Source organism: Streptomyces aureus (assembly GCF_000725495.1).
Lineage (GTDB): Bacteria > Actinomycetota > Actinomycetes > Streptomycetales > Streptomycetaceae > Streptomyces > Streptomyces aureus_B.
This window is the reverse complement of the sequence record NZ_JNZD01000004.1, coordinates 572105-591128: the sequence shown is the minus strand read 5'-3', so window position 1 is coordinate 591128 and position 19024 is coordinate 572105. Positions and strand designations below refer to the sequence as shown.

Genomic DNA, 19024 nt, shown 5'->3' with positions numbered 1-19024 from the left:
ATGACCACCGAATACACCCACTTCACGACCGGGGAGCCGGTCGCCGACACCAAGGCGCCGGCCGGACCGGTCGAAGAGCGCTGGGACAGGCGCCGGTTCGAGGCCAAGCTGGTCAACCCGGCCAACCGCCGCAAGCACACCGTGATCGTCGTCGGCACCGGCCTCGCTGGCGGCTCCGCGGGCGCCACCCTCGCCGAACAGGGCTACCACGTCGTCCAGTTCTGCTTCCAGGACTCCCCGCGCCGGGCCCACTCCATCGCCGCCCAGGGCGGCATCAACGCGGCCAAGAACTACCGCAACGACGGCGACTCCGTGCACCGGCTGTTCTACGACACCGTCAAGGGCGGCGACTTCAGGGCCCGCGAGTCCAACGTCCGCCGCCTGGCGCAGATCTCCGTCGAGATCATCGACCAGTGCGTCGCCCAGGGCGTGCCGTTCGCCCGCGAGTACGGCGGCCTGCTCGACACCCGCTCCTTCGGCGGCGTCCAGGTCTCCCGCACCTTCTACGCCCGCGGCCAGACCGGCCAGCAGCTCCTGCTCGGCGCCTACCAGGCGCTGTCCCGGCAGATCGCCGCCGGGAACGTCGAGATGCACCCGCGCACCGAGATGCTCGACCTCGTCGTCGTCGACGGACGTGCCCGCGGCATCGTCGCCCGCGACCTGGTCACCGGGAAGATCGAAACCCACTTCGCGGACGCCGTCGTCCTGGCCAGCGGCGGCTACGGCAACGTCTTCTACCTGTCGACGAACGCCATGAACTCCAACGCCACCGCGATCTGGCGCGCCCACCGGCGCGGCGCCCTCTTCGCGAACCCCTGCTTCACCCAGATCCACCCCACCTGCATCCCGCGCACCGGCGACCACCAGTCCAAGCTCACCCTGATGAGCGAGTCGCTGCGCAACGACGGTCGCATCTGGGTCCCCAAGGCACAGGGCGACACCCGCCCGCCCGGCGAGATCCCCGAGGACGAGCGCGACTACTACCTGGAGCGGATCTACCCCTCCTTCGGCAACCTCGTGCCCCGCGACATCGCCTCCCGCGCCGCCAAGAACGTCTGCGACGAGGGCAGGGGCGTGGGCCCCGGCGGCCAGGGCGTCTACCTCGACTTCGCCGACGCCATCCGGCGCATGGGCCGGGCCGCGGTCGAGGAGAAGTACGGCAACCTCTTCGACATGTACGCCCGGATCACCGCCGAGGACCCGTACACCGTGCCCATGCGGATCTACCCCGCCGTGCACTACACGATGGGCGGACTGTGGGTCGACTACGACCTCCAGACCACCGTCCCCGGCCTGTTCGCCATCGGCGAGGCCAACTTCTCCGACCACGGCGCGAACCGGCTCGGCGCCTCCGCCCTCATGCAGGGCCTTGCCGACGGCTACTTCGTCCTGCCGGCGACGATCAACGACTACCTCGCCCGCCACCCGCACCGCGCCGAGGACGCCCTGGACGACGAACACCCCGCCGTGCAGGAGGTGCTGGCCGAGACCGAGGACCGGCTGCGGCTCCTGCTCGCCGTCGACGGCGACCGCACCCCCGACTCCTTCCACCGTGAACTCGGCGAACTCATGTGGGAGTTCTGCGGGATGGCCCGCACCGACAGCGGGCTGCGCAAGGCCCTCGAACGCATCCCGCAGATCCGCGAGGAGTTCTGGCGGCGCATCAAGGTCCCCGGCAGCGGCGAGGAGTTCAACCAGTCGCTGGAGAAGGCCAACCGGATCGTCGACTACCTCGAACTGGCCGAGCTCATGTGCCTCGACGCACTGAACCGCGCCGAGTCCTGCGGCGGCCACTTCCGCGAGGAGTCCCAGACCCCGGACGGCGAGGCGGCCCGCCGCGACGAGGAGTTCTCGTACGCGGCCGCCTGGGAGTTCACCGGCACCGGCACCGCTCCCGTCCTGCACAAGGAAGACCTGGTCTTCGAGTACGTCCACCCCACCCAGCGGAGCTACGCATGAAGCTCACCCTGCGCGTCTGGCGGCAGAAGAACGCCGACGCCGACGGAGCGATGTCCACGTACGAGGTGGACGGCATCTCGGCCGACATGTCGTTCCTGGAGATGCTCGACACCCTCAACGAGGAGCTCATCCTCGCCGGCGATGACCCCGTCGCCTTCGACCACGACTGCCGCGAGGGCATCTGCGGCGCGTGCAGCCTCGTCATCAACGGCGACGCGCACGGACCCGAGCGCACCACCACCTGCCAGCTGCACATGCGCTCCTTCCGCGACGGCGACACCATCGACGTCGAACCGTGGCGCGCCGCCGCCTTCCCGGTCGTCAAGGACCTCGTCGTCGACCGCTCCGCCTTCGACCGGATCATCCAGGCCGGCGGCTACATCACCGCCCCGACCGGCGCCGCCCCCGAGGCGCACGCCACCCCCGTGCCCAAGCCCGACGCCGACTTCGCCTTCGAGCACGCCGAATGCATCGGCTGCGGGGCCTGCGTGGCCGCCTGCCCGAACGGCGCCGCCATGCTGTTCACCTCGGCCAAGATCAACCACCTGAACGTGCTGCCGCAGGGCGCCCCCGAACGGGAGACCCGCGTCCTCGACATGGTCGGGCAGATGGACGAGGAGGGCTTCGGCGGCTGCACCCTCACCGGGGAGTGCGCGACCGCCTGCCCCAAGGGCATCCCGCTGTTCTCCATCACCGCCATGAACAAGGAGTGGCTGCGCGCCACCCGCAAGGCGGGGCGCCGTTAAGGCCGAAGTCGTTCGCCGTACGGTGCGGACGGGCGGGACCGGGTGTGGTGCTCATACCCGGTCCCGTCTCGCTTTTGCGGGGCACCCCTGTCATTCAGCATCCCCACATCCGCCCTCCTGGCACTGGTCACGCAGGCGCCAACCGGCGTCGGAAGAACAGGAGCGCGCAGACCGTTCGGATCCGGCCTGCCGCACCCCGGGCTCCCGACTCCCCTGGAGCACGGGGTTCCCCTCCGCCGAACCGGCCCGTGACCAGGAGAGTGCCATGACCGGCGTTTCCACCCTCGACACCCCGAGCGAGCCCCTCGCCCCCACCCGCTACACCGTCACCCTGGCCCGCACAGAGGCCGACGTACGGGCCGCGCAGCAGCTGCGACACGACGTCTTCGCCGGGGAGATGGGCGCCCTCCTGAACACCCCGCAGCCCGGTCTCGACATCGATGCCTTCGACGCGTACTGCGACCACCTGCTCGTCCGCGACACCCACAGCGGCCAGGTCGTCGGCACCTACCGGCTGCTGCCGCCCGACCGTGCCGCCGTCGCCGGCCGCCTCTACTCCGAGAGCGAGTTCGACCTCGGCCCGCTGGCCGGAATACGCACCTCCCTGGTCGAGGTCGGCCGCTCCTGCGTCCACCCCGACCACCGCGACGGCGCGGTCATCGGACTGATCTGGGCGGGCATCGCCCGCTACATGGTCGACGGCGGCCACGAATGGCTCGCCGGCTGCTGCTCCGTCCCGCTCGCCGACGGCGGAACCCTCGCCGCGGGCACCTGGGACCGGGTCCGGGACAGGCACCTGGCCCCCGAGGAGTTCCGGGTCCGTCCGCTGCTGCCCTGGAGCCCCGAGGGCGTCGCCCGCCCGGCCCGCACCGAACTGCCCCCGCTGCTGCGCGGATACCTCCGCCTCGGCGCCTGGGTGTGCGGCGAACCCGCGCACGACACGGACTTCGGGGTCGCCGACCTGTACGTGCTGCTGTCGATGCGCCGGGTCAACCCGCGCTATCTGCGGCACTTCCTCTCGCTCGTCCCCGCCTGATGAGCACGCCCCGCACCGGAGCGCCCCACCCGCCGGCCCTCCTTGGCCCCGGGTCCGCCGCGGTCCCGGAACCCGCGCCGCCCGCCGACGCCGTCCCGTCGCCCCGACGGCCCGTCCCCGACCCCTCCGAGGATTCGCGGCCCACCCCGGGTTCCGGCCAGGGCCCGCGGCCGGTTGCCGGACCGGTGAGGGTCGCGCGGCCCGACGCCGGCCCCGCCGAGACCCTGAGGACCGTCGCCGGTCATGGCCGGCTTCCCGCCACCGATCCCGCCCGCGCCCCGCGCCCGGGCGTCCGGCCCGTGGCCGAGCGGCGGCGTGGTGCCGGTCCCGTCCGGCCCCGGAGGACCGGCGCCGGGCCCGTACGGACGGCCAGTGCCTGGCTGCCCACCGCGCCCTGTTCGCCGCGCGACTGCGTGGAGTCCGGGCGCCCCTGGACGGGCGCGATCCGGGCCGCCCTCCGGCTGGCCGCGCTGCTGGCCGTGGTCGTGTGCGGGGTCGCCCTGGTCCCGCTGATCGCACGGCTGCCGGACGGGTCGCGGCGGAGGTGGATCCGCCGCTGGTGCCTGGCCGTGGTGCACACCGCCGGGGTCCGGACCCGGATCACCGGGGCCGCCCCGCCCGCCGGCGGGGTCCTGATCGTGTCCGACCATGTCTCCTGGCTGGACATCCCGCTGCTCGCCGCCGTCCGCCCGGCCCGGATGGTCGCCAAGACCGAGGTGCGGGGCTGGCCCGTGGCGGGCGCGCTGGCCGCCCGGGGCGGCACCCTCTTCATCGACCGGGACCGGCTGCGCGCCCTGCCCGGCACGGTGGACGAGGTCGCCGCCACCCTGCGCGGCGGTTCGGCCGTCGCCGCGTTCCCCGAGGGCAGTACCTGGTGCGGCCGGGGCCGGGGCCGCTACCGCCGGGCCCTCTTCCAGGCCGCGCTGGACGCCGGGGTGCCGGTCCAGCCGGTCCGCATCCGGTACCTGTCCGGCGACGGAACCGCGAGCACCGCGCCCGCGTTCGTCGGCGAGGACTCCCTGCTCGCCTCGCTCTGGCGGGTGGTCTCGGCCCGCGGTCTGGTGGCCGAGGTGAGTGTCCGCCCCCTGCTCCCGGCAGGAGCCCACCGGGACCGCCGTTCCCTGGCCGAGGCGGCACGGGGGTGCACCGGCGACCCCGGACCACCGTCCGGGACGCACGGGTGAGACCGGGAAGGGTGGCGGCATCCCCGGCATCGGGGTGCTCCGGAGGCCCGGGCCCACCGCTCGGGACGCACCGCTGAGACCGGGAAGGGCGGCAACACCCTGCGGCCGTACCGGCCTTGGGCATGCGCGGCACCCCGGGTGCGACCACCTTCGACGTCCGCCCGGAGCGCTGCCCCGCCGCTAGCGACGGCCGGCCAGCGCGCGGGCGAGGTGGGGTGCCGTTCGGCCCGGTGCCGTCGCCATCCGCTCGGGCGGTCCGGCGGCCACGATGCGGCCGCCCTCGTCACCCCCGCCCGGGCCCAGATCGAGGACCCAGTCGGCGCCCGCCACCACCGTCATGTCGTGCTCCACCACCACGACGGTGTGACCGGCGTCGACCAGCCCGTGCAACTGCCGCATCAGCACCTCGACATCGGCCGGGTGCAGTCCCGTCGTCGGCTCGTCGAGCAGATAGAACGTGTGCACCCGCCGTACCCGCTGCAACTCGCTCGCCAGCTTGATGCGCTGGGCCTCGCCGCCCGACAGCTCCGTGGCGGGCTGGCCGAGCCGCAGATAGCCGAGACCCACGTCGAGCAGTGTGCCGAGGCTGCGCGAGACGGCCGGGGTGTCCGCGTCGGCGAAGAAGCGCGCCGCCGCCTCCACCGTGAGATCGAGGACCTGTGCGATGTTCCGCCCCCGGTACGTCACTTCGAGGGTCTCGGGGTTGTAGCGCGCGCCGCCGCAGTCCGGGCAGGGCGCGTAGGTGCTCGGCAGGAACAGCAGTTCCACGCTGACGAACCCCTCGCCCTGACAGGTCTCGCAGCGCCCGCCGGCCACGTTGAAGGAGAACCGCCCCACCCCGTAACCGCGCGCCGAAGCCTCCTCCGTCGCGGCGAACACCTTCCGCACGACGTCGAACAGCCCCGTGTACGTGGCGAGGTTGGAGCGGGGCGTCCGGCCGATGGGCTTCTGGTCGACGCTCACCAGCCGTCCGACGCCCGCGAGTTCCTCGCTCAGCTCGCCGATCAGCGTGGACTTCCCGGAGCCGGAGACCCCGGTGACCGCGGTGAACACACCCAGCGGGAACTCGGCGGTGACCCCGCGCAGATTGTGCCGGGTGACCGGGCCGACGGACACCACGCCCCGGGGCTCGCGCACGGTCCGCGCCGGCCCGGGGGAGCGGTCGAAGAGGAAGCGCCCCGTCGCCGACTCCCCGACGCCCTCCAGCGCGGCGACCGGACCGCTGTGCAGGACCCGTCCGCCGTGTTCCCCGGCCCCCGGGCCCACGTCGACCAGCCAGTCGGCGCCGCGCACCACGTCGAAGTGGTGCTCCACGACGAACACCGAGTTGCCCGCCGCCTTCAGCCGCTCCAGCACCGTCACCAGCGCCTCGGTGTCCGCCGGGTGCAGCCCGGCGGACGGCTCGTCGAGGACGTACACCACACCGAACAGCCCGGAGCGCAACTGCGTTGCCAGGCGCAGGCGTTGGAGTTCGCCCGCCGAGAGGCTGGGAGTGGCCCGGTCGAGGCTCAGGTACCCGAGTCCGAGCTCCACCACGGGGGCGATACGGGCCGCGAGATCCTCGGTCAGCACCCGGGCGGTCTCGGATCCGGCCGGGAGGGACCGCGCGAGCTCGGTCAGCGGCAGCGCGGCCAGTTCCGCGATGGTCCGCCCCCCGAACGTCACCGCAAGTGCCTCGGGCCGCAGCCTGCTGCCGCCGCACGCCGGACAGGGAGCGGTGGCGAGGAAGCGCTCGGCCTTGGCCCGCAGGGTCGCGCTCTTCGTGTCCGAGAAGGTCTTCAGCACATAGCGCCGGGCGCTCATGTACGTTCCCTGGTAAGGGCGTTGGATCCGGTCGGCCTCGCGCACCGGATGCACGGTGACCACCGGCTGCTCGTCCGTGAACAGGATCCACTCCCGCTCCTCGGCGGGCAGTTCGCGCCAGGGCCGGTCCACGTCGTGGCCGAGCGTGTCGAGGATGTCCCGCAGGTTCTTGCCCTGCCAGGCACCCGGCCAGGCGGCGATCGCGCCCTCGCGGATCGTCAGCGCGGGATCGGGGACCAGCAGCTCCTCCGTCGTACGGTGCACCCGGCCCAGACCGTGACACTCGGGGCACGCCCCGGCGGCCGTGTTCGGCGAGAACGCGTCCGAGTCGAGCCGCTCGGCGCCCGCCGGATACTCGCCCGCACGCGAGAACAGCATCCGCAGGGAGTTGGACAGATTCGTGACCGTGCCGACGGACGACCGCGAGGTGGGCGCCGATCTGCGCTGCTGCAGCGAGACGGCCGGCGGCAGCCCGGTGATCTCCCCGACCTTCGGCGCCCCGACCTGGTGGATCAGGCGCCGCGCGTACGGGGCGACCGACTCGAAGTACCGCCGCTGCGCCTCGGCGTAGATCGTGCCGAAGGCCAGCGACGACTTCCCGGACCCGGACACGCCCGTGAACACCACGAGCAGGTCCCGCGGGATGTCGACGTCGACGCCCCGCAGATTGTGTTCCCGGGCGCCTCGGACGCGGACGCGGGAGTCGTGGGGGCGGCCGTCGGGGCTGGGCATCGGCGGGACTCCTGGGGGGCGGCCCGTACCGCGGGCCGGTGGTCCGCGGCCCGGCCGTCGGCGGGGCAGAGGGCGAACCCCACGATCCCAGGGCCTCTCCGACCCCGCGACCCGGGGGCGCCGGTGCCGGTCGGGCCCCGTGACCCGGACGCGCCGGCGCCGGTCAGGACGGCAGGTCACCCCCGCCCGGCGGCCGTCCACCGGGCACGTTCTCCAGTTCCAGCAGCTGTCGCTTGCGCTCCAGGCCTCCGGCGTAGCCGGTGAGCGCCCCGGTCGCGCCGATCACCCGGTGGCAGGGGCGGACCACCAGCAGCGGGTTCGCCCCGATCGCCGTACCGACGGCACGGACGGCGGCCCTGGAGGCGCCGATCCGCGCCGCGACCTCCCCGTAGCTGACCGTGGTGCCGTACGGGACGGTCTCCAGGGCCTTCCACACACGCTGCTGGAACTCGCTTCCGCTCGTCACGTACTCGATGTCGAAGCAGGTCAGTCGGCCGTCGAAGTACGAGCGCAGCTGGGCGACGATCTCGCGGAAGGCGTCCGCGTCCTCGTGCCAGCCCTCCTGGACGACCGCGCCGCGCTTCTGTTCCGGCACGGACAGCGAGGCGAGCGCGGTGCCGCCCCGGGCGGTCGCGGACGCCTCACCCACCAGCAGCAGTCGGCCGAGCGGGCTGTCCATGGTCGTGTAGACCGTCATCGGTCCGGTCCTTTCGAGGTCTGCCGGCGTCTTCACCCCCTACGGTGCGCCCTGCGCGGCCCTCCGTCCGGCGGGATTCGGACAGAGCGCTGGGCGGGCGGCCCCGGGCCACCGTACGGGACGGGCCGCCGGCCGCTGGGGTCGCGCCGGGGCCGGTGCGGGCCCACGATCGAAGTCGACCACTCCGTACGGCACAGGAGTCCCCATGGTCTGGATCCCGCAGATCTCCGACCTCGTCGACCGGCTCGGCGCCGCCGGCCTCGCCGACGCCCTGCGCGACCCGGCGGCGGCCACCGTGCCCGTCGCGCTCGACGATCCGGAGGCCGGCCGGATCAGCGGGGTCGGGGTCCTGGAGGCCTGGCTGGCCGTCCAGGACACCTTCCGGGCGGAACGCAAGGCGGAGATCGAGGAGGTCGCGACCACGTTCGGCGAGGAGCGGGCCGTGGGGGAGTGGGTCGTCCATCTGGAGGGCGAGGACGGCGCGCGGGTCGGGCTGCCCGTGGCCGCCGCCGTGGACCTGGCCTCCCCGCTGCCCGTACGGATCCACCACTCCCGGCTGCCGCTGGGCGGCCGTCACGTGGTGCGCCGCCCGATGGTGCCGCCGGACCCGTCGGCGCGTGCCTCGGACGTGGTGGGCGCCTATCTGGCGGCCCTCGCCGCGGGGGACACCGCGGCCGTCGTCGCCGCCTTCGCGCCGGACGGGTCCTTCCGCGGGCCGTCCGCCGACGCGCACCCGCACACCGGGACCGGGGAGCTGACCGCGCTCTACGACGCCTTCTTCGCCGCGGGCGGCGGCATCCCGCTCACCCTGTGCACCCTGACCGAGGACGGCACCCGCAGCGCCTTCGAGTACGTCCTCGACCGCTGGGGCGGCACCGGACTGCCGCCGCAGCCGGGCCTCGCGGTCTGTGTCCGCGGCGCCGATGGCCTGATCGCGTCGGCACGGGTGTACGACGACGTGGAAGCCCCGGTCGCGTAGGGCTGCCGGACGCCCGCGGCGGGCAGGGATGTCTCCTCGGACCTCCCCCTCCCACCCCACGGCAGCGAGAGCAGGAGTGAGCATGCGCTACGTGAAGCTCGGTTCCACGGGTCTGGACGTGTCCCGGATCTGCCTCGGCTGCATGAGTTTCGGCCTGCCCGACCGGGGCGTCCACGCGTGGACCCTCGACGAGGACGCCTCGCGCCCCCTGATCCGCCGGGCCCTGGAGTCCGGGATCACCTTCTTCGACACCGCCAACGTGTACTCGGACGGCACCAGCGAGGAGATCCTCGGACGGGCGCTCGGGGAGTTCGCGCGCCGCGACGAGATCGTCATCGCCGGCAAGGTCAACGGCGCGATGCACGAGGGCCCCAACGGCCGCGGTCTGTCGCGCAAGGCGATCATGACGGAGATCGACAACAGCCTGCGCCGCCTCGGCACGGACCACATCGACCTCTACCAGATCCACCGCTACGACCACCACACCCCCGTCGAGGAGACGATGGAGGCGCTGCACGACGTGGTCAAGGCGGGCAAGGTCCGTTATCTCGGGGCGAGTTCGATGTACGCGTGGGAGTTCTCCAAGGCCCAGTACACGGCCACGCTGCACGGCTGGACGCGGTTCGTGTCCATGCAGAACCACTACAACCTCCTGTACCGCGAGGAGGAGCGCGAGATGCTGCCGCTCTGCGCCGACCAGGGGGTCGGTGTCCTGCCGTGGAGCCCGCTCGCCCGGGGCCGGCTCACCCGCGACTGGGAGACGACCACCGAACGCAGCCGGGGCGACGCGTTCGGCCGGAAGCTGTATCAGGAGGGCGACCGCGAGATCGTGGACGCGGTCGCGCGGATCGCCGCCGGGCGGGGGGTGCCGCGGGCCCGGGTCGCGCTCGCCTGGCTGCTGGGGCGCGACGGGGTGACCGCGCCCATCGTCGGCGCCACCCGGGAGGAGCACATCGACGACGCGGTCGCCGCGCTCGGCCTGGAACTCTCGGAGAAGGAGACCGAGGAGCTGGAGGAGCCGTACACCCCCCGGGCGATCAGCGGTCACTGACACCCCGTCTCCGCCCGGTCCGGGCCTCCGGGCCCGGCCCGCTCACCTGGGAATTCCGTGCGGAAAGGCGCTCCGATGAGCGCGTGAGAGCGCTCCCATTGCGGAGACATCGGACGGAAGGGCGGACCGCCGGGTTTCCGAATTTCTTTTGGAGCGAACCGGCTGACATTTATTCAATATCCGCCCCGCGCATCGCGATAAGGGAAAATCGGGGTTCACTTGTTCCGGCTCGCCGACCTGTGCAAAGGTGGGCGTTGTCGGCGTGCAGACAATAGTGGTTTCGTTCTGCGCGCGTGTGGCGCCCCCGCACCCCCTCGCCCGAAAGGACCGCCGGAGGTGGTGGTTCGCGACGTCACCCCCAGCGGGCAGACCCTCCGGTTCCGACGGGCGGTCCACATACCCACTGGTATGGACTATTCGGCGCGCTGCCCTTGGAAGGAAAGCGGACGTGAATGACGGAACGCTGCCTCATTCGTCTGACCCCGACCGCTTGTTCGAGGTGTCGGATGAACGGCTCGCGGCCGAGCTGAAGAGGCAGGGAGGCGCGTCGGCGAACTATCCGGTCGGAGAACTCCTGGACCGCCACTGGGAGGCGGTGTTCTCCTACGCGCGACTGTGCACCGGTGGGGTGCGTCCCGCCGGAATGCTCACCACCGCTTCTTTCACGCGTCTGTTCGGGGATTCGCTGCACCAGGGCGGTCCGAGCGCCGCCTGGCGGCCCCAGCTGCTCGTCACCGTCCGCCGTATCGCGGCCGAGTGGCTCGCGGACCAGCGGCGCGAACTGCTCGACCCCGCTCTCCTGGCCGAAGCCGGCGGGGAGGGCGGGCAGGACCGGGCGGCGGCACGGCTGCTGCCGCCGGAGAACCGGCGTCTGATCTCCCGGGCGTTCCAGCGGCTGCCCGAACCGGCCCGCTGTCTGCTCTGGCACGGGGAGGTGGAGGCCGAACGGCCCGAGGTGCCCGCCGCCCTGCTGGGGATCTTCCCCGAGGACGCGGTCACGGAACTGGAGCGGGCCAGGGAACGGCTGCGCCAGGAATGCCTGGAGATCCACCACGAACTGGCCCCCAGCCAGGAGTGCCGCCGCTACCACCGCATGCTCGACGTCTCCTTCCGGCGCGGCGGCACCGTCCTCGACCCCGACCTGCGCACCCACATGGACGAGTGCGGGCACTGCCGTCACGCGGCCGAGCAGCTGAGCGTGTTCAACGGCGATCTCGCCGTCCCGCTCGCCGAGGCGGTGCTCGGCTGGGGTGGCCGGGCGTACGCGACCTCGCGGTGGGAGCGGGCCGCGGCGGCTGCGGCGGCCCGGCAGCCCCAGGGCGACCCGGGCGGCCCCGGCACCGCCTTCGACGGCGGACCGGCGGATGCCGCCGGCGGCCCGGTCCCCGGGGACGGGGCCGCGGGAGCGGGCACGGGTCCGGCCTTCACGGGCGCGGCCGGCGCCGGCCCGTCCTTCCCGGGCGGAGACGGCGGTGCGGGTTCCGTGTTCCCGGGTGGAGACGGCGGTGCGGGTCCCGTCTTCCCGGGTGGAGACGGTGGTGCGGGTTCCGTCTTCCCGGGTGGAGACGATGGTGCCGGTTCCCCGTTCATGGGCGCGGACGGTGGTACGGCCTTCGGCGCCGCCGGGGGCCCGGGCGGCGGTACCCCCGAGATCGTCGAGTTCCGGCCCGACGCCGACGACGTACGGCCGCCCGGCCTTCCCCCGCGCACGGCGACGGACGGCTTCCCCTTCCCCGGCACCGCGTCCGCGGCCGACGAGGCCACCGCGCAGCTGCCGGAGGTCCCGTCCGGGGAGGACGCCCCCGCAGGGGACGGGGACGGAGTTCGCGCGCGCCGCCGGTCCGCGTCCCGGACCGCTCCGGGACCACGCGCCTCCCGCCGGGCCGCCGGGCGCAAGGCCTCGCGGCGCACCCCGGGACGCCGCAACGTCACCCTCGCCGTACTGACCCTCAGCGCCCTGGTCGCGGTCCCGCTGATCCTGTGGGCGTCCGACTCGGACCCCGGCAACGGCACCGACGACGACGGCCACACCTCCGCGGCGCCCAGCGGGGGCACGAGCCCGTCGTGGGCCCGCAACGGGGAGAAGAAGGACGGTGTTCTGCGCGGCCGGCTGCGCAACACCGCGACCGGACAGTGCGTCGGCCTCGTCGGCTCGGACCCCGCGCCGGGTACCGAGGCCCGGCTCGTCCCGTGCTCCTCGGAGTCGGCCACGGACTGGTCGTACGGGACGGACAAGATGATGCGCGTCGCGGACCACCCGAACCTGTGCCTCGACTCGCACCTCGGCTACTCGGTCCAACTGGCCGCCTGCACGGGCCCGTCGGCGGGTTCGGCGAGTGGTTCACCGAAGTCCGCCACGCAGAGCTTCCGCTACGACTTCACCTCCAGGGGCCTGCTCGTACCGCGCGGGACCCCGGATCTGGCCCTCGCACCCGCCGCGGACAGCGGGGACTCGGCGCTCGTCCTCAAGGTCCGCGAGAACGTGCCGCTCCAGCGCTGGACACTCGACAGATCGGCGCCCTCGCTCCAACTGGAGGTCGTCAACTGGGACTCCACGGAGGGTGACGCGAAGGGCTCGGGCAAGCGGAAGTCCTCCCCGTCGGCGACGGCACCCAACGCCGCTCCCACGCCGACCCCGACGGCAACGGCCTCCGGCCGGGCAACTCCTTCCGCGGAACCGTCCGGCACCTCCTGCGCCTCCACGTCGGCCGGCTGCCCGGGCGACGGGTGGGGCGACGCGGCGCGGGACGGCGGATACGGCACCGGGTCCGGCTTCGGCGACGGCTCGTTCGGCGGAGGGGGCCGGGGCGGCCACCGGTGAGAGCACCGGCGGCCGCAGGAGCCCGGACCCCGTAGGCCGCCCGAGCCCGGTCCGTCAGGACGACGGGGCGCCGGCCGACGCGGTGGCGGAGTCCGACGGTCCCGCCGTACCCAGGAACTCCGCCCAGCCGCCGAGCGGTGACCGGCCCGGTTCGAGCGTGCGCAACTTCCGCAGGACCGCGGGGTCCTGGGCCTCCAGCCACTGGACGAGCTGGCGGAAGGAGACCATGCGGACGTCGTCGTGCGCCGCCATCCGGGTCAGGGCCTCCTCGACGGCGTCCATGTAGATGCCGCCGTTCCAGCGCTCGAAGTGGTTGCCGATGAAGAACGGGGCCCGGTTGCTCTCGTAGGCGCGGCGAAAGCCCGCGAGGTAGCTGTCACGGGCCTGGGTGCGCCAGAAGGCGTAGCGGGTACGGTCGCCGAGCGGGTTGGAGTTCGACTGATTGGCCATCAGGTTGTAGTCCATGGACAGGACTTGGAAGGAGTGGCCGGGGAACGGGATCGACTGGAGCGGGAAGTCCCAGATCTTGCCGCCCTGCACCTTCGAGGGCCACATCTGGAGACCGCCGGGCGAACTGGCGTCGTACTTCCAGCCGAGGGCGGCGGCCGTCGGCAGCAGGTTCGACTGGCCCTCCAGGCAGGGAGTGCGGCCGCCGGTCAGTTCCTTCTCGTAGTCGAACGGCAGCGGTTCCAGGTCGGTGAACCCCGTGTTGGTCCGCCATTCCTTCACGAACGACTTGGCCTGCTCTATCTCGCTGCGCCACTCGGCGGGCGACCAGCGGCGGACGCCGTCCTCGCCGCAGAAGTGACCGTTGAAGTGGGTGCCTATCTCGTGTCCCTCCAGCCAGGCCGCGCGTATCTGCTGGAGTGTGGCGTGGATGTGCCGGTCGGAGAGATAGCCGATGGCGGACGCGCCGACCGGGTGCTGCGGCGGGCGGTAGAGGTGCTTCTTCGACTCCGGCAGCGTGTAGATGCCGCTGAGGAAGAACGTCATCGACGCCCCGTGCCGGGCGGCGACCTCGCGGAACCGGGAGAACAGCTTGTTGCTCAGTTCGCCCGCGCCGTCCCAGGAGAACACCACGAACTGCGGGGGACGTTCACCGGGCTTCAGCCGCGTCGTCTTCGGCTGCTTCGGCTGGGGTCCGGTGTCCGCCGTGGAGCCGTCCCCGATCTTCCGGACCGGTACGGGGCGCGCGCGGACCTCGCCGCCGCCTCCCATGGACCAGTCCCTGGCCGAGCAGGCCGACAGCGCTCCGAGCGCGCCCGCCGACGCCGTCGCCGTCAGCAGCCGCCTGCGCGATACACCGCTCATCGTTCATCCCCCGAGGTTCTGGGCACCGGCCGGGGTCGTGGGGCCGGTGGCTTCGTCCGTACGACGCGCGCCGTTCGCGGGGTGCGTCAAACGGTGTGATGCGCGAAATTCCGGAAAGGGTCGCGGGAAGCGGGACGTGTTTCCGTTCTGTGACATATCGCGTTGCCCGAGGGGCGGTTGGTGGAGCGGGGGAGCCGTAGGGCACGGCGACGGCGGGGTGCCCGGACGGGGCCGCCCCGTTGCCGTCGCCGTCGCCGTCGCCGGTGCCTGCTGCCACTGCTGCCACTGTTGGTGCGGTGGTGCGGTGGTGCGGTGGTGCGGTGGTGCGGTGGTGCGGGTGCCGGCACCCGCACCGGTGGTGGTTCCGGGCCGCTCCGCCGCCGTCACGGGCGACGGTGCGGCCGGTGCGGGCGTCCGGTCAGGGGGCGGTGCCGGGGCTGAGGACCGTCAGACGGACCGAGGACGCGTTGCCGGAGACGGGCACCTTTCCCTGCGTCCATGCCACGGTCAGGGAGTCCAGCTCGTCGGGCGGCGTCACGATCAGCGACGCGGGCGTCGCCGTGTTCGCCCCGCTGATCTCCGGGTTGGAGAAGGTGAGGCCCGACCAGGCGCTGCGTCCCGGCGCGAGCACGATCGTGGTCGGCGTGCCCGGCGACCGCTGCGGGTCGGGTCCGAGCTGCTTGCCGGACGCGTCGACGAACGCCGCACCGGGGTAGCCCCGCACGGTGCAGGTGCGGCCCGACTTGTTGGTGAGGACGACCGGGAAGTTCTCCTGGCCGGCGCCCGGGTCGTTGCGGCCGACGGAGGCGCGCAGTTCCGAGGTGTGGCAGCGCCCGGAGGCGGCGGCACCGCCGGCGGTGGCCGTCGCGGAGGCGGACCCCTTTCCGGTCCCCGTCCCCGTTCCGGTCTTCTTCGCGGGCGTGCTCGCGACCGGGCTGGCCGCCGGGGTGGAACCCGCCTTCGTGCTCGGACCGCCCGAAGCGGGTCCGGCCGTGCCGGGAAGGGTCTTCGGCGAGCCCTGCGGGGTGCCGTTGTTGCAGGCGGTCAGCAGGCCCATCAGGGCGACACCCGCGAGCAGCGCGGCCCGCCGGGCGGCGGGCGATGCGCGGCGCGCGGACACCGTGCCGGGGCTGTCCGGGGCCGCCACCGTGCGCGGGAAGGTCGACATGTCACCACTCCTTGCAAATCTCCGTACGAGCTCGTCGCACCTGCGGGGGCGTGGTGCCCCTCGTCACTACTCTTGGATGCGCCCGGGGACCGAAAAGTTCTCGGGATGTCCGGCGGATTCCACCGGATTTCGCCCGCCCAGGATCAGGGGGCGAGCCGCAAGGAGCCGATGACCCCGTCGGCGGTGTCGCCGGTGCCGCTCTCTTGGCGGATCTGGACGTACACCTGAGGTCGGGCGCCGCCCCCCGCCGCGCCGAGCGCGGCCTCGGTGACACGGCCGTCCCCGCCCGGGCAGCCGTCCCAGGTCCGTATCAGACCGTGCCAGCGCGCTCCGGAGTACGGACGGCTTCCCGCGTAGTGACACCCCGGGTGCGTGATCGCGCGGACCGCGGCGGTCACGTCGCCGTGCTTGCTCAGTCCGACGAAGGCTCCGTCGACGCCGGCGCGGAGATCGGTCCAGCCCGCCAGGCGGTTCGCGACGACGAGCCCGGGTTCCGAACCGGCCGTGAGTCCCAGGGACCGGGGATTCCACCCCGAGTCGCGCAGCTGTCCGCCCCAGGAGGCCGGCACCTTGATCGCGATCCGGCCCGTGCCGTCCTCGACCGCGACGGTCTTCGCCGCCGGCCCGTGCCGCAGCAGGACGGCGCCGACGCCGACGGCGCAGGCCACGGCGACGCCGGTCAGCGCGAGGAGCGCGGCGCGCCGTGGGCGCCGGACGGGCCGGTCCGGCCGGGGTGCGGGGAGGGCGCGTCCGGCCTCGGCCTCCCCGGCCAGCCGTTCGAGCTCGGCGGCGAAGGCGTCCGCGGTCGGCCAGCGCCGCTCCCGGTCCGGCTCCATGGCGCGCACCAGCGCCCGCGCGGCTTCCGGGCCGACGTCCGTACGGAGCCGGTCGGGGCGTTCGACCCGGCCGGGCGGGCCCGGGACGGAACCGGTGACCAGGTGGTGGCCGAGGGCGCCCAGGCTGTACACGTCGGCCCGCGCGTCGATCCCCGAGCCGGGGCCGGTCTGCTCGGGCGGGGCGTAACCGGCCGAGCCCGCCGCGATGGTGAGCCCGGAGGCCTGGGCCAGGCTCTTGGCGAGCCCGAGGTCGGCCAGCAGCACCCGGTCGGGTCCGCCCGGCGTCGAGCGCAGCAGGACGTTGGACGGCTTGATGTCGCGGTGCACGATCCCGGCGGTGTGCAGCGCGGCGGCGCCCCGGGCGGCGAGTGCCGTCAGACGCAGGGCTTCGGCGACGGGCAGCGGTCCGGCCTCGATCCGGTCGGCGAGGGTGCCCCCGTCGGCGTACTCCATGACGAAGTAGGGCCTGCCGTCCGGGAGTTCGCCGATGTCGTAGACCTGGACGACCCTGCTGGAGCCGGCCTTGCGCAGCAGCCGGGCCTCGGAGAGGAAGCGTTCCCGGACGTCGAGGCGGTCGACCCAGTTCTCGGTGAGCACCTTGATGGCGACGGCCGCGTCGAGGACGTCGTCGTGGGCGAGCCAGACGACGCCGAAACCACCGGCGCCCAGGCGCCGTTCGAGGCGGTAGCGGCCGATCCGCTCCAGGGAGTGCATACGACTATCATGCCTGGCCTCTGATCCGCATCGAGGGGAGCGCCAGGTGGGGGACGCGGCGGGGGCCGAGGAGCTCGCGCTGCGGGCGGCGGCCGGTGACGGGGCGGCGCTCGACGTACTGCTCCGGCAGGTCCGGCCCGAGGTCGTACGGCGATGCGGGCGGTTCCTGCCCTGCCGCGAGGACGCCGAGGAGGCGGCCCAGGACGTTCTGCTCCAAGTCGCCCGGAACATCACGTCGTTCGAGGGCCGCAGCCGGTTCAGCACCTGGCTGTACACGGTGGTCGCCAACTGCGCCCGGCAGAAGTACCGCGAGCTGAGGCGGCGGGCCGCCGAGACACCCGAGGCCATCGACGCCGCCCGGTACGTCGATCCGCGCACCACGAGTGTCATCGCGGGCTCCAGGATCGACCTCCTGGAAGCGCTGGAGCGCCTGGAACGCGAACATCCGCACCTGGTCGAGCCGTTGGTCTACCGCGACATCTGCCAGCTCGAGTACGCGGAGGTGGCCGAGCGGGTCGGCATCCCGCTCGGCACCCTCAAGTCCCGTCTGCACGAGGCCCGCAGAAGGGTCAGGCCCTGGCTCTCCGACGCTTCCTGACCGCTGACCGCTGACCGCCGACCGGTGGTCCCGGTGCCCGGTCAGCGGCGGGTGTAGATGAAGCCGATCTTGTCGACCTCGTCCCCCGTGCGGCCGTGGAACCCGGCGAGCTGCCAGCCGCTCGGCGCGGTGCGGGTCACGCAGTCCGAGGTCGTCGTCCCACCGGCCAGGGTGCGGCCCAGGTTCGTGGTGAACTTGGCGTAGAAGATGCGGGTATGGCTGTCCTTCACGCCTTCGCACAGCTGCGCCGAGGTCACGTACTCATCGCTGCCGAGGGTCAGGGAGGCCGCCGTGCCTCCGGTGCCGCCGTGTGTGAGCGTCGTGCCGTCGCTCAGTGTCAGCCCCATCCGGTCGACCCGCGAGCCGCTGCCCAGGGACACGGTGGTCGCGCGTGCGCCGGCCGTCACCCGGTCGATGTCGTCGAAGTAGTCGCCGTGCGGTCCGCCGAACTGGTCGCTGAACTGGAAGGCGGGGTTGCGCGACCAGGTGAACGACGCGGTGATCGGGTCGTGGTCGGAGAGCATCAGACCGTCGGCGGTCAAGAAGCGGGTGTGCTCGTTGTGATAGGCCGTGGCGTTCAGCGTGACGAGCCTGCTGCCCCGGTAGAGGATCTTGTCGACGACCTCGCAGGTGTCGGGCACCGTGGTGCCGCTCTGGTCGCAGACGAGGGCGTCGCTCCCCTTGGCCGGCGCGCTGCCGCCCCGGACGAGCTGCACCCACGCGTCCGTCAGGCCGTTGGCGGCGGCGAACTCCGCGACGGTGTCGCCGGAGCGGGTGTAGCGGGTGTTCGTGTCACCCATGACCACGACGGCGTTGCCCGCGGAGTGGCCGGCGATGAACGCGGTGAGCTGGTTCAGGTTGTCGGCGCGGGAGGCGAGGTCGCCGTCGTTGGTGCCCGCGTTGGTGTGCACGTTGTAGAAGTCGACGTAGACGCCCTCCGCGAGACGCTCCCGCATGAAGGTGAAGCCCTTGGGCGTGAGGCAGTCCCCGGAGTCGAGCTGGCAGGAGTTCCAGCCGACCCGCTCGAAGTCGTCGGTGTCGTAGGGGATCTTCGAGAGGGTGTTGAGCCCGCTGCCGATCCCCGCGCCGCCGCTGGTGGGGGTGCGGTAGGCGTGCGCGGTGTCGGCGGCGTAGAGCGCCGCGTGGTAGTTGAAGTCCTCCTCGACGTGGACGATGTCGTAGGGGGCGACGAGCCCGCCGATCGCCGTGGTCGCGGACTGACGGGGTGTCGGCGCGCTGGAGATGCCCTCGGGCAGTCCCGCGACGTTGTAGGTGAGCACGCTGAAGGCGCCGGAGTCGGCGGCCGTCGCGGGAGACGCGGCCGCGGTGAGTCCGGACAGTGCGGCGGCGGTCGCGGCCGCGCCGGCGAGAAGTCTGCGCAGGGGGGAC

Annotated in this window: 14 protein-coding genes; 8 read left to right on the top strand and 6 right to left on the bottom strand. The window is 73.2% G+C overall.

The features are described from left to right. From IO36_RS08745 to IO36_RS08730, 4 genes are all read left to right on the top strand, one after another. Positions 1-1959, top strand: a complete 1959-nt coding sequence (locus IO36_RS08745; RefSeq protein ID WP_037617830.1) for a fumarate reductase/succinate dehydrogenase flavoprotein subunit — start codon at positions 1-3, stop codon at positions 1957-1959. Continuing rightward, complete coding sequence (locus tag IO36_RS08740) at positions 1956-2705, top strand: succinate dehydrogenase/fumarate reductase iron-sulfur subunit (RefSeq protein ID WP_037617828.1); 750 nt, start codon at positions 1956-1958, stop codon at positions 2703-2705. The genes IO36_RS08745 and IO36_RS08740 overlap by 4 nt, the downstream gene beginning before the upstream one ends. Positions 2706-2970: 265 nt before the next feature. Continuing rightward, positions 2971-3741: a GNAT family N-acetyltransferase gene (locus IO36_RS08735; protein ID WP_037617826.1), complete on the top strand. Its 771-nt coding sequence runs from the start codon at positions 2971-2973 to the stop codon at positions 3739-3741. Positions 3742-4121: 380 nt separating this feature from the next. Next, positions 4122-4925, top strand: coding sequence for a lysophospholipid acyltransferase family protein (locus tag IO36_RS08730; RefSeq protein ID WP_037618544.1), 804 nt, complete (start codon positions 4122-4124; stop codon positions 4923-4925). 180 nt (positions 4926-5105) lie between these two features. On the opposite strand, the gene IO36_RS08725 is transcribed toward IO36_RS08730, so the two are convergent. Together IO36_RS08725 and IO36_RS08720 are read right to left on the bottom strand one after the other, a co-directional pair. Next, positions 5106-7460, bottom strand: a complete 2355-nt coding sequence (locus IO36_RS08725) for an ATP-binding cassette domain-containing protein (protein ID WP_037617825.1) — start codon at positions 7458-7460, stop codon at positions 5106-5108. 163 nt (positions 7461-7623) lie between these two features. Then, positions 7624-8157, bottom strand: a complete 534-nt coding sequence (locus IO36_RS08720; RefSeq protein ID WP_037617822.1) for a methylated-DNA--[protein]-cysteine S-methyltransferase — start codon at positions 8155-8157, stop codon at positions 7624-7626. Positions 8158-8362: 205 nt separating this feature from the next. On the opposite strand from IO36_RS08720, the gene IO36_RS08715 reads away from it, so the two are divergent. From IO36_RS08715 to IO36_RS48890, 3 genes are all read left to right on the top strand, one after another. Then, positions 8363-9136, top strand: coding sequence for a nuclear transport factor 2 family protein (locus IO36_RS08715; protein WP_037617820.1), 774 nt, complete (start codon positions 8363-8365; stop codon positions 9134-9136). A gap of 82 nt (positions 9137-9218) precedes the next feature. Further along, positions 9219-10187 carry an aldo/keto reductase gene (locus tag IO36_RS08710; protein ID WP_037617818.1) on the top strand — a complete coding sequence of 323 codons (969 nt, stop codon included), beginning with the start codon at positions 9219-9221 and terminating at the stop codon, positions 10185-10187. 499 nt (positions 10188-10686) lie between these two features. Further along, on the top strand, positions 10687-13008 hold the full coding sequence (locus tag IO36_RS48890; protein ID WP_280923719.1) for a ricin-type beta-trefoil lectin domain protein: 2322 nt from the start codon (positions 10687-10689) through the stop codon (positions 13006-13008). Positions 13009-13062: 54 nt separating this feature from the next. On the opposite strand, the gene IO36_RS08700 is transcribed toward IO36_RS48890, so the two are convergent. The 3 genes from IO36_RS08700 to IO36_RS08690 form a co-directional block, all read right to left on the bottom strand. Then, complete coding sequence (locus tag IO36_RS08700; RefSeq protein ID WP_037617816.1) at positions 13063-14319, bottom strand: polysaccharide deacetylase family protein; 1257 nt, start codon at positions 14317-14319, stop codon at positions 13063-13065. A 418-nt stretch (positions 14320-14737) separates the two neighbouring features. Then, positions 14738-15487: a DUF4232 domain-containing protein gene (locus IO36_RS08695; protein WP_051900167.1), complete on the bottom strand. Its 750-nt coding sequence runs from the start codon at positions 15485-15487 to the stop codon at positions 14738-14740. Positions 15488-15630: 143 nt separating this feature from the next. After that, positions 15631-17037, bottom strand: a complete 1407-nt coding sequence (locus IO36_RS08690; protein ID WP_037617814.1) for a serine/threonine-protein kinase — start codon at positions 17035-17037, stop codon at positions 15631-15633. 46 nt (positions 17038-17083) lie between these two features. Between IO36_RS08690 and IO36_RS08685 the strand changes: the two genes are divergently transcribed. Then, complete coding sequence (locus IO36_RS08685; protein ID WP_037617812.1) at positions 17084-17635, top strand: RNA polymerase sigma factor; 552 nt, start codon at positions 17084-17086, stop codon at positions 17633-17635. Positions 17636-17676: 41 nt separating this feature from the next. Here IO36_RS08685 and IO36_RS08680 read toward each other — a convergent pair whose 3' ends face one another. After that, positions 17677-19017 (bottom strand): jacalin-like lectin, encoded by a 1341-nt coding sequence (locus IO36_RS08680; RefSeq protein WP_037618534.1) that lies wholly within the window; start codon positions 19015-19017, stop codon positions 17677-17679. Positions 19018-19024: the final 7 nt, after the last annotated feature.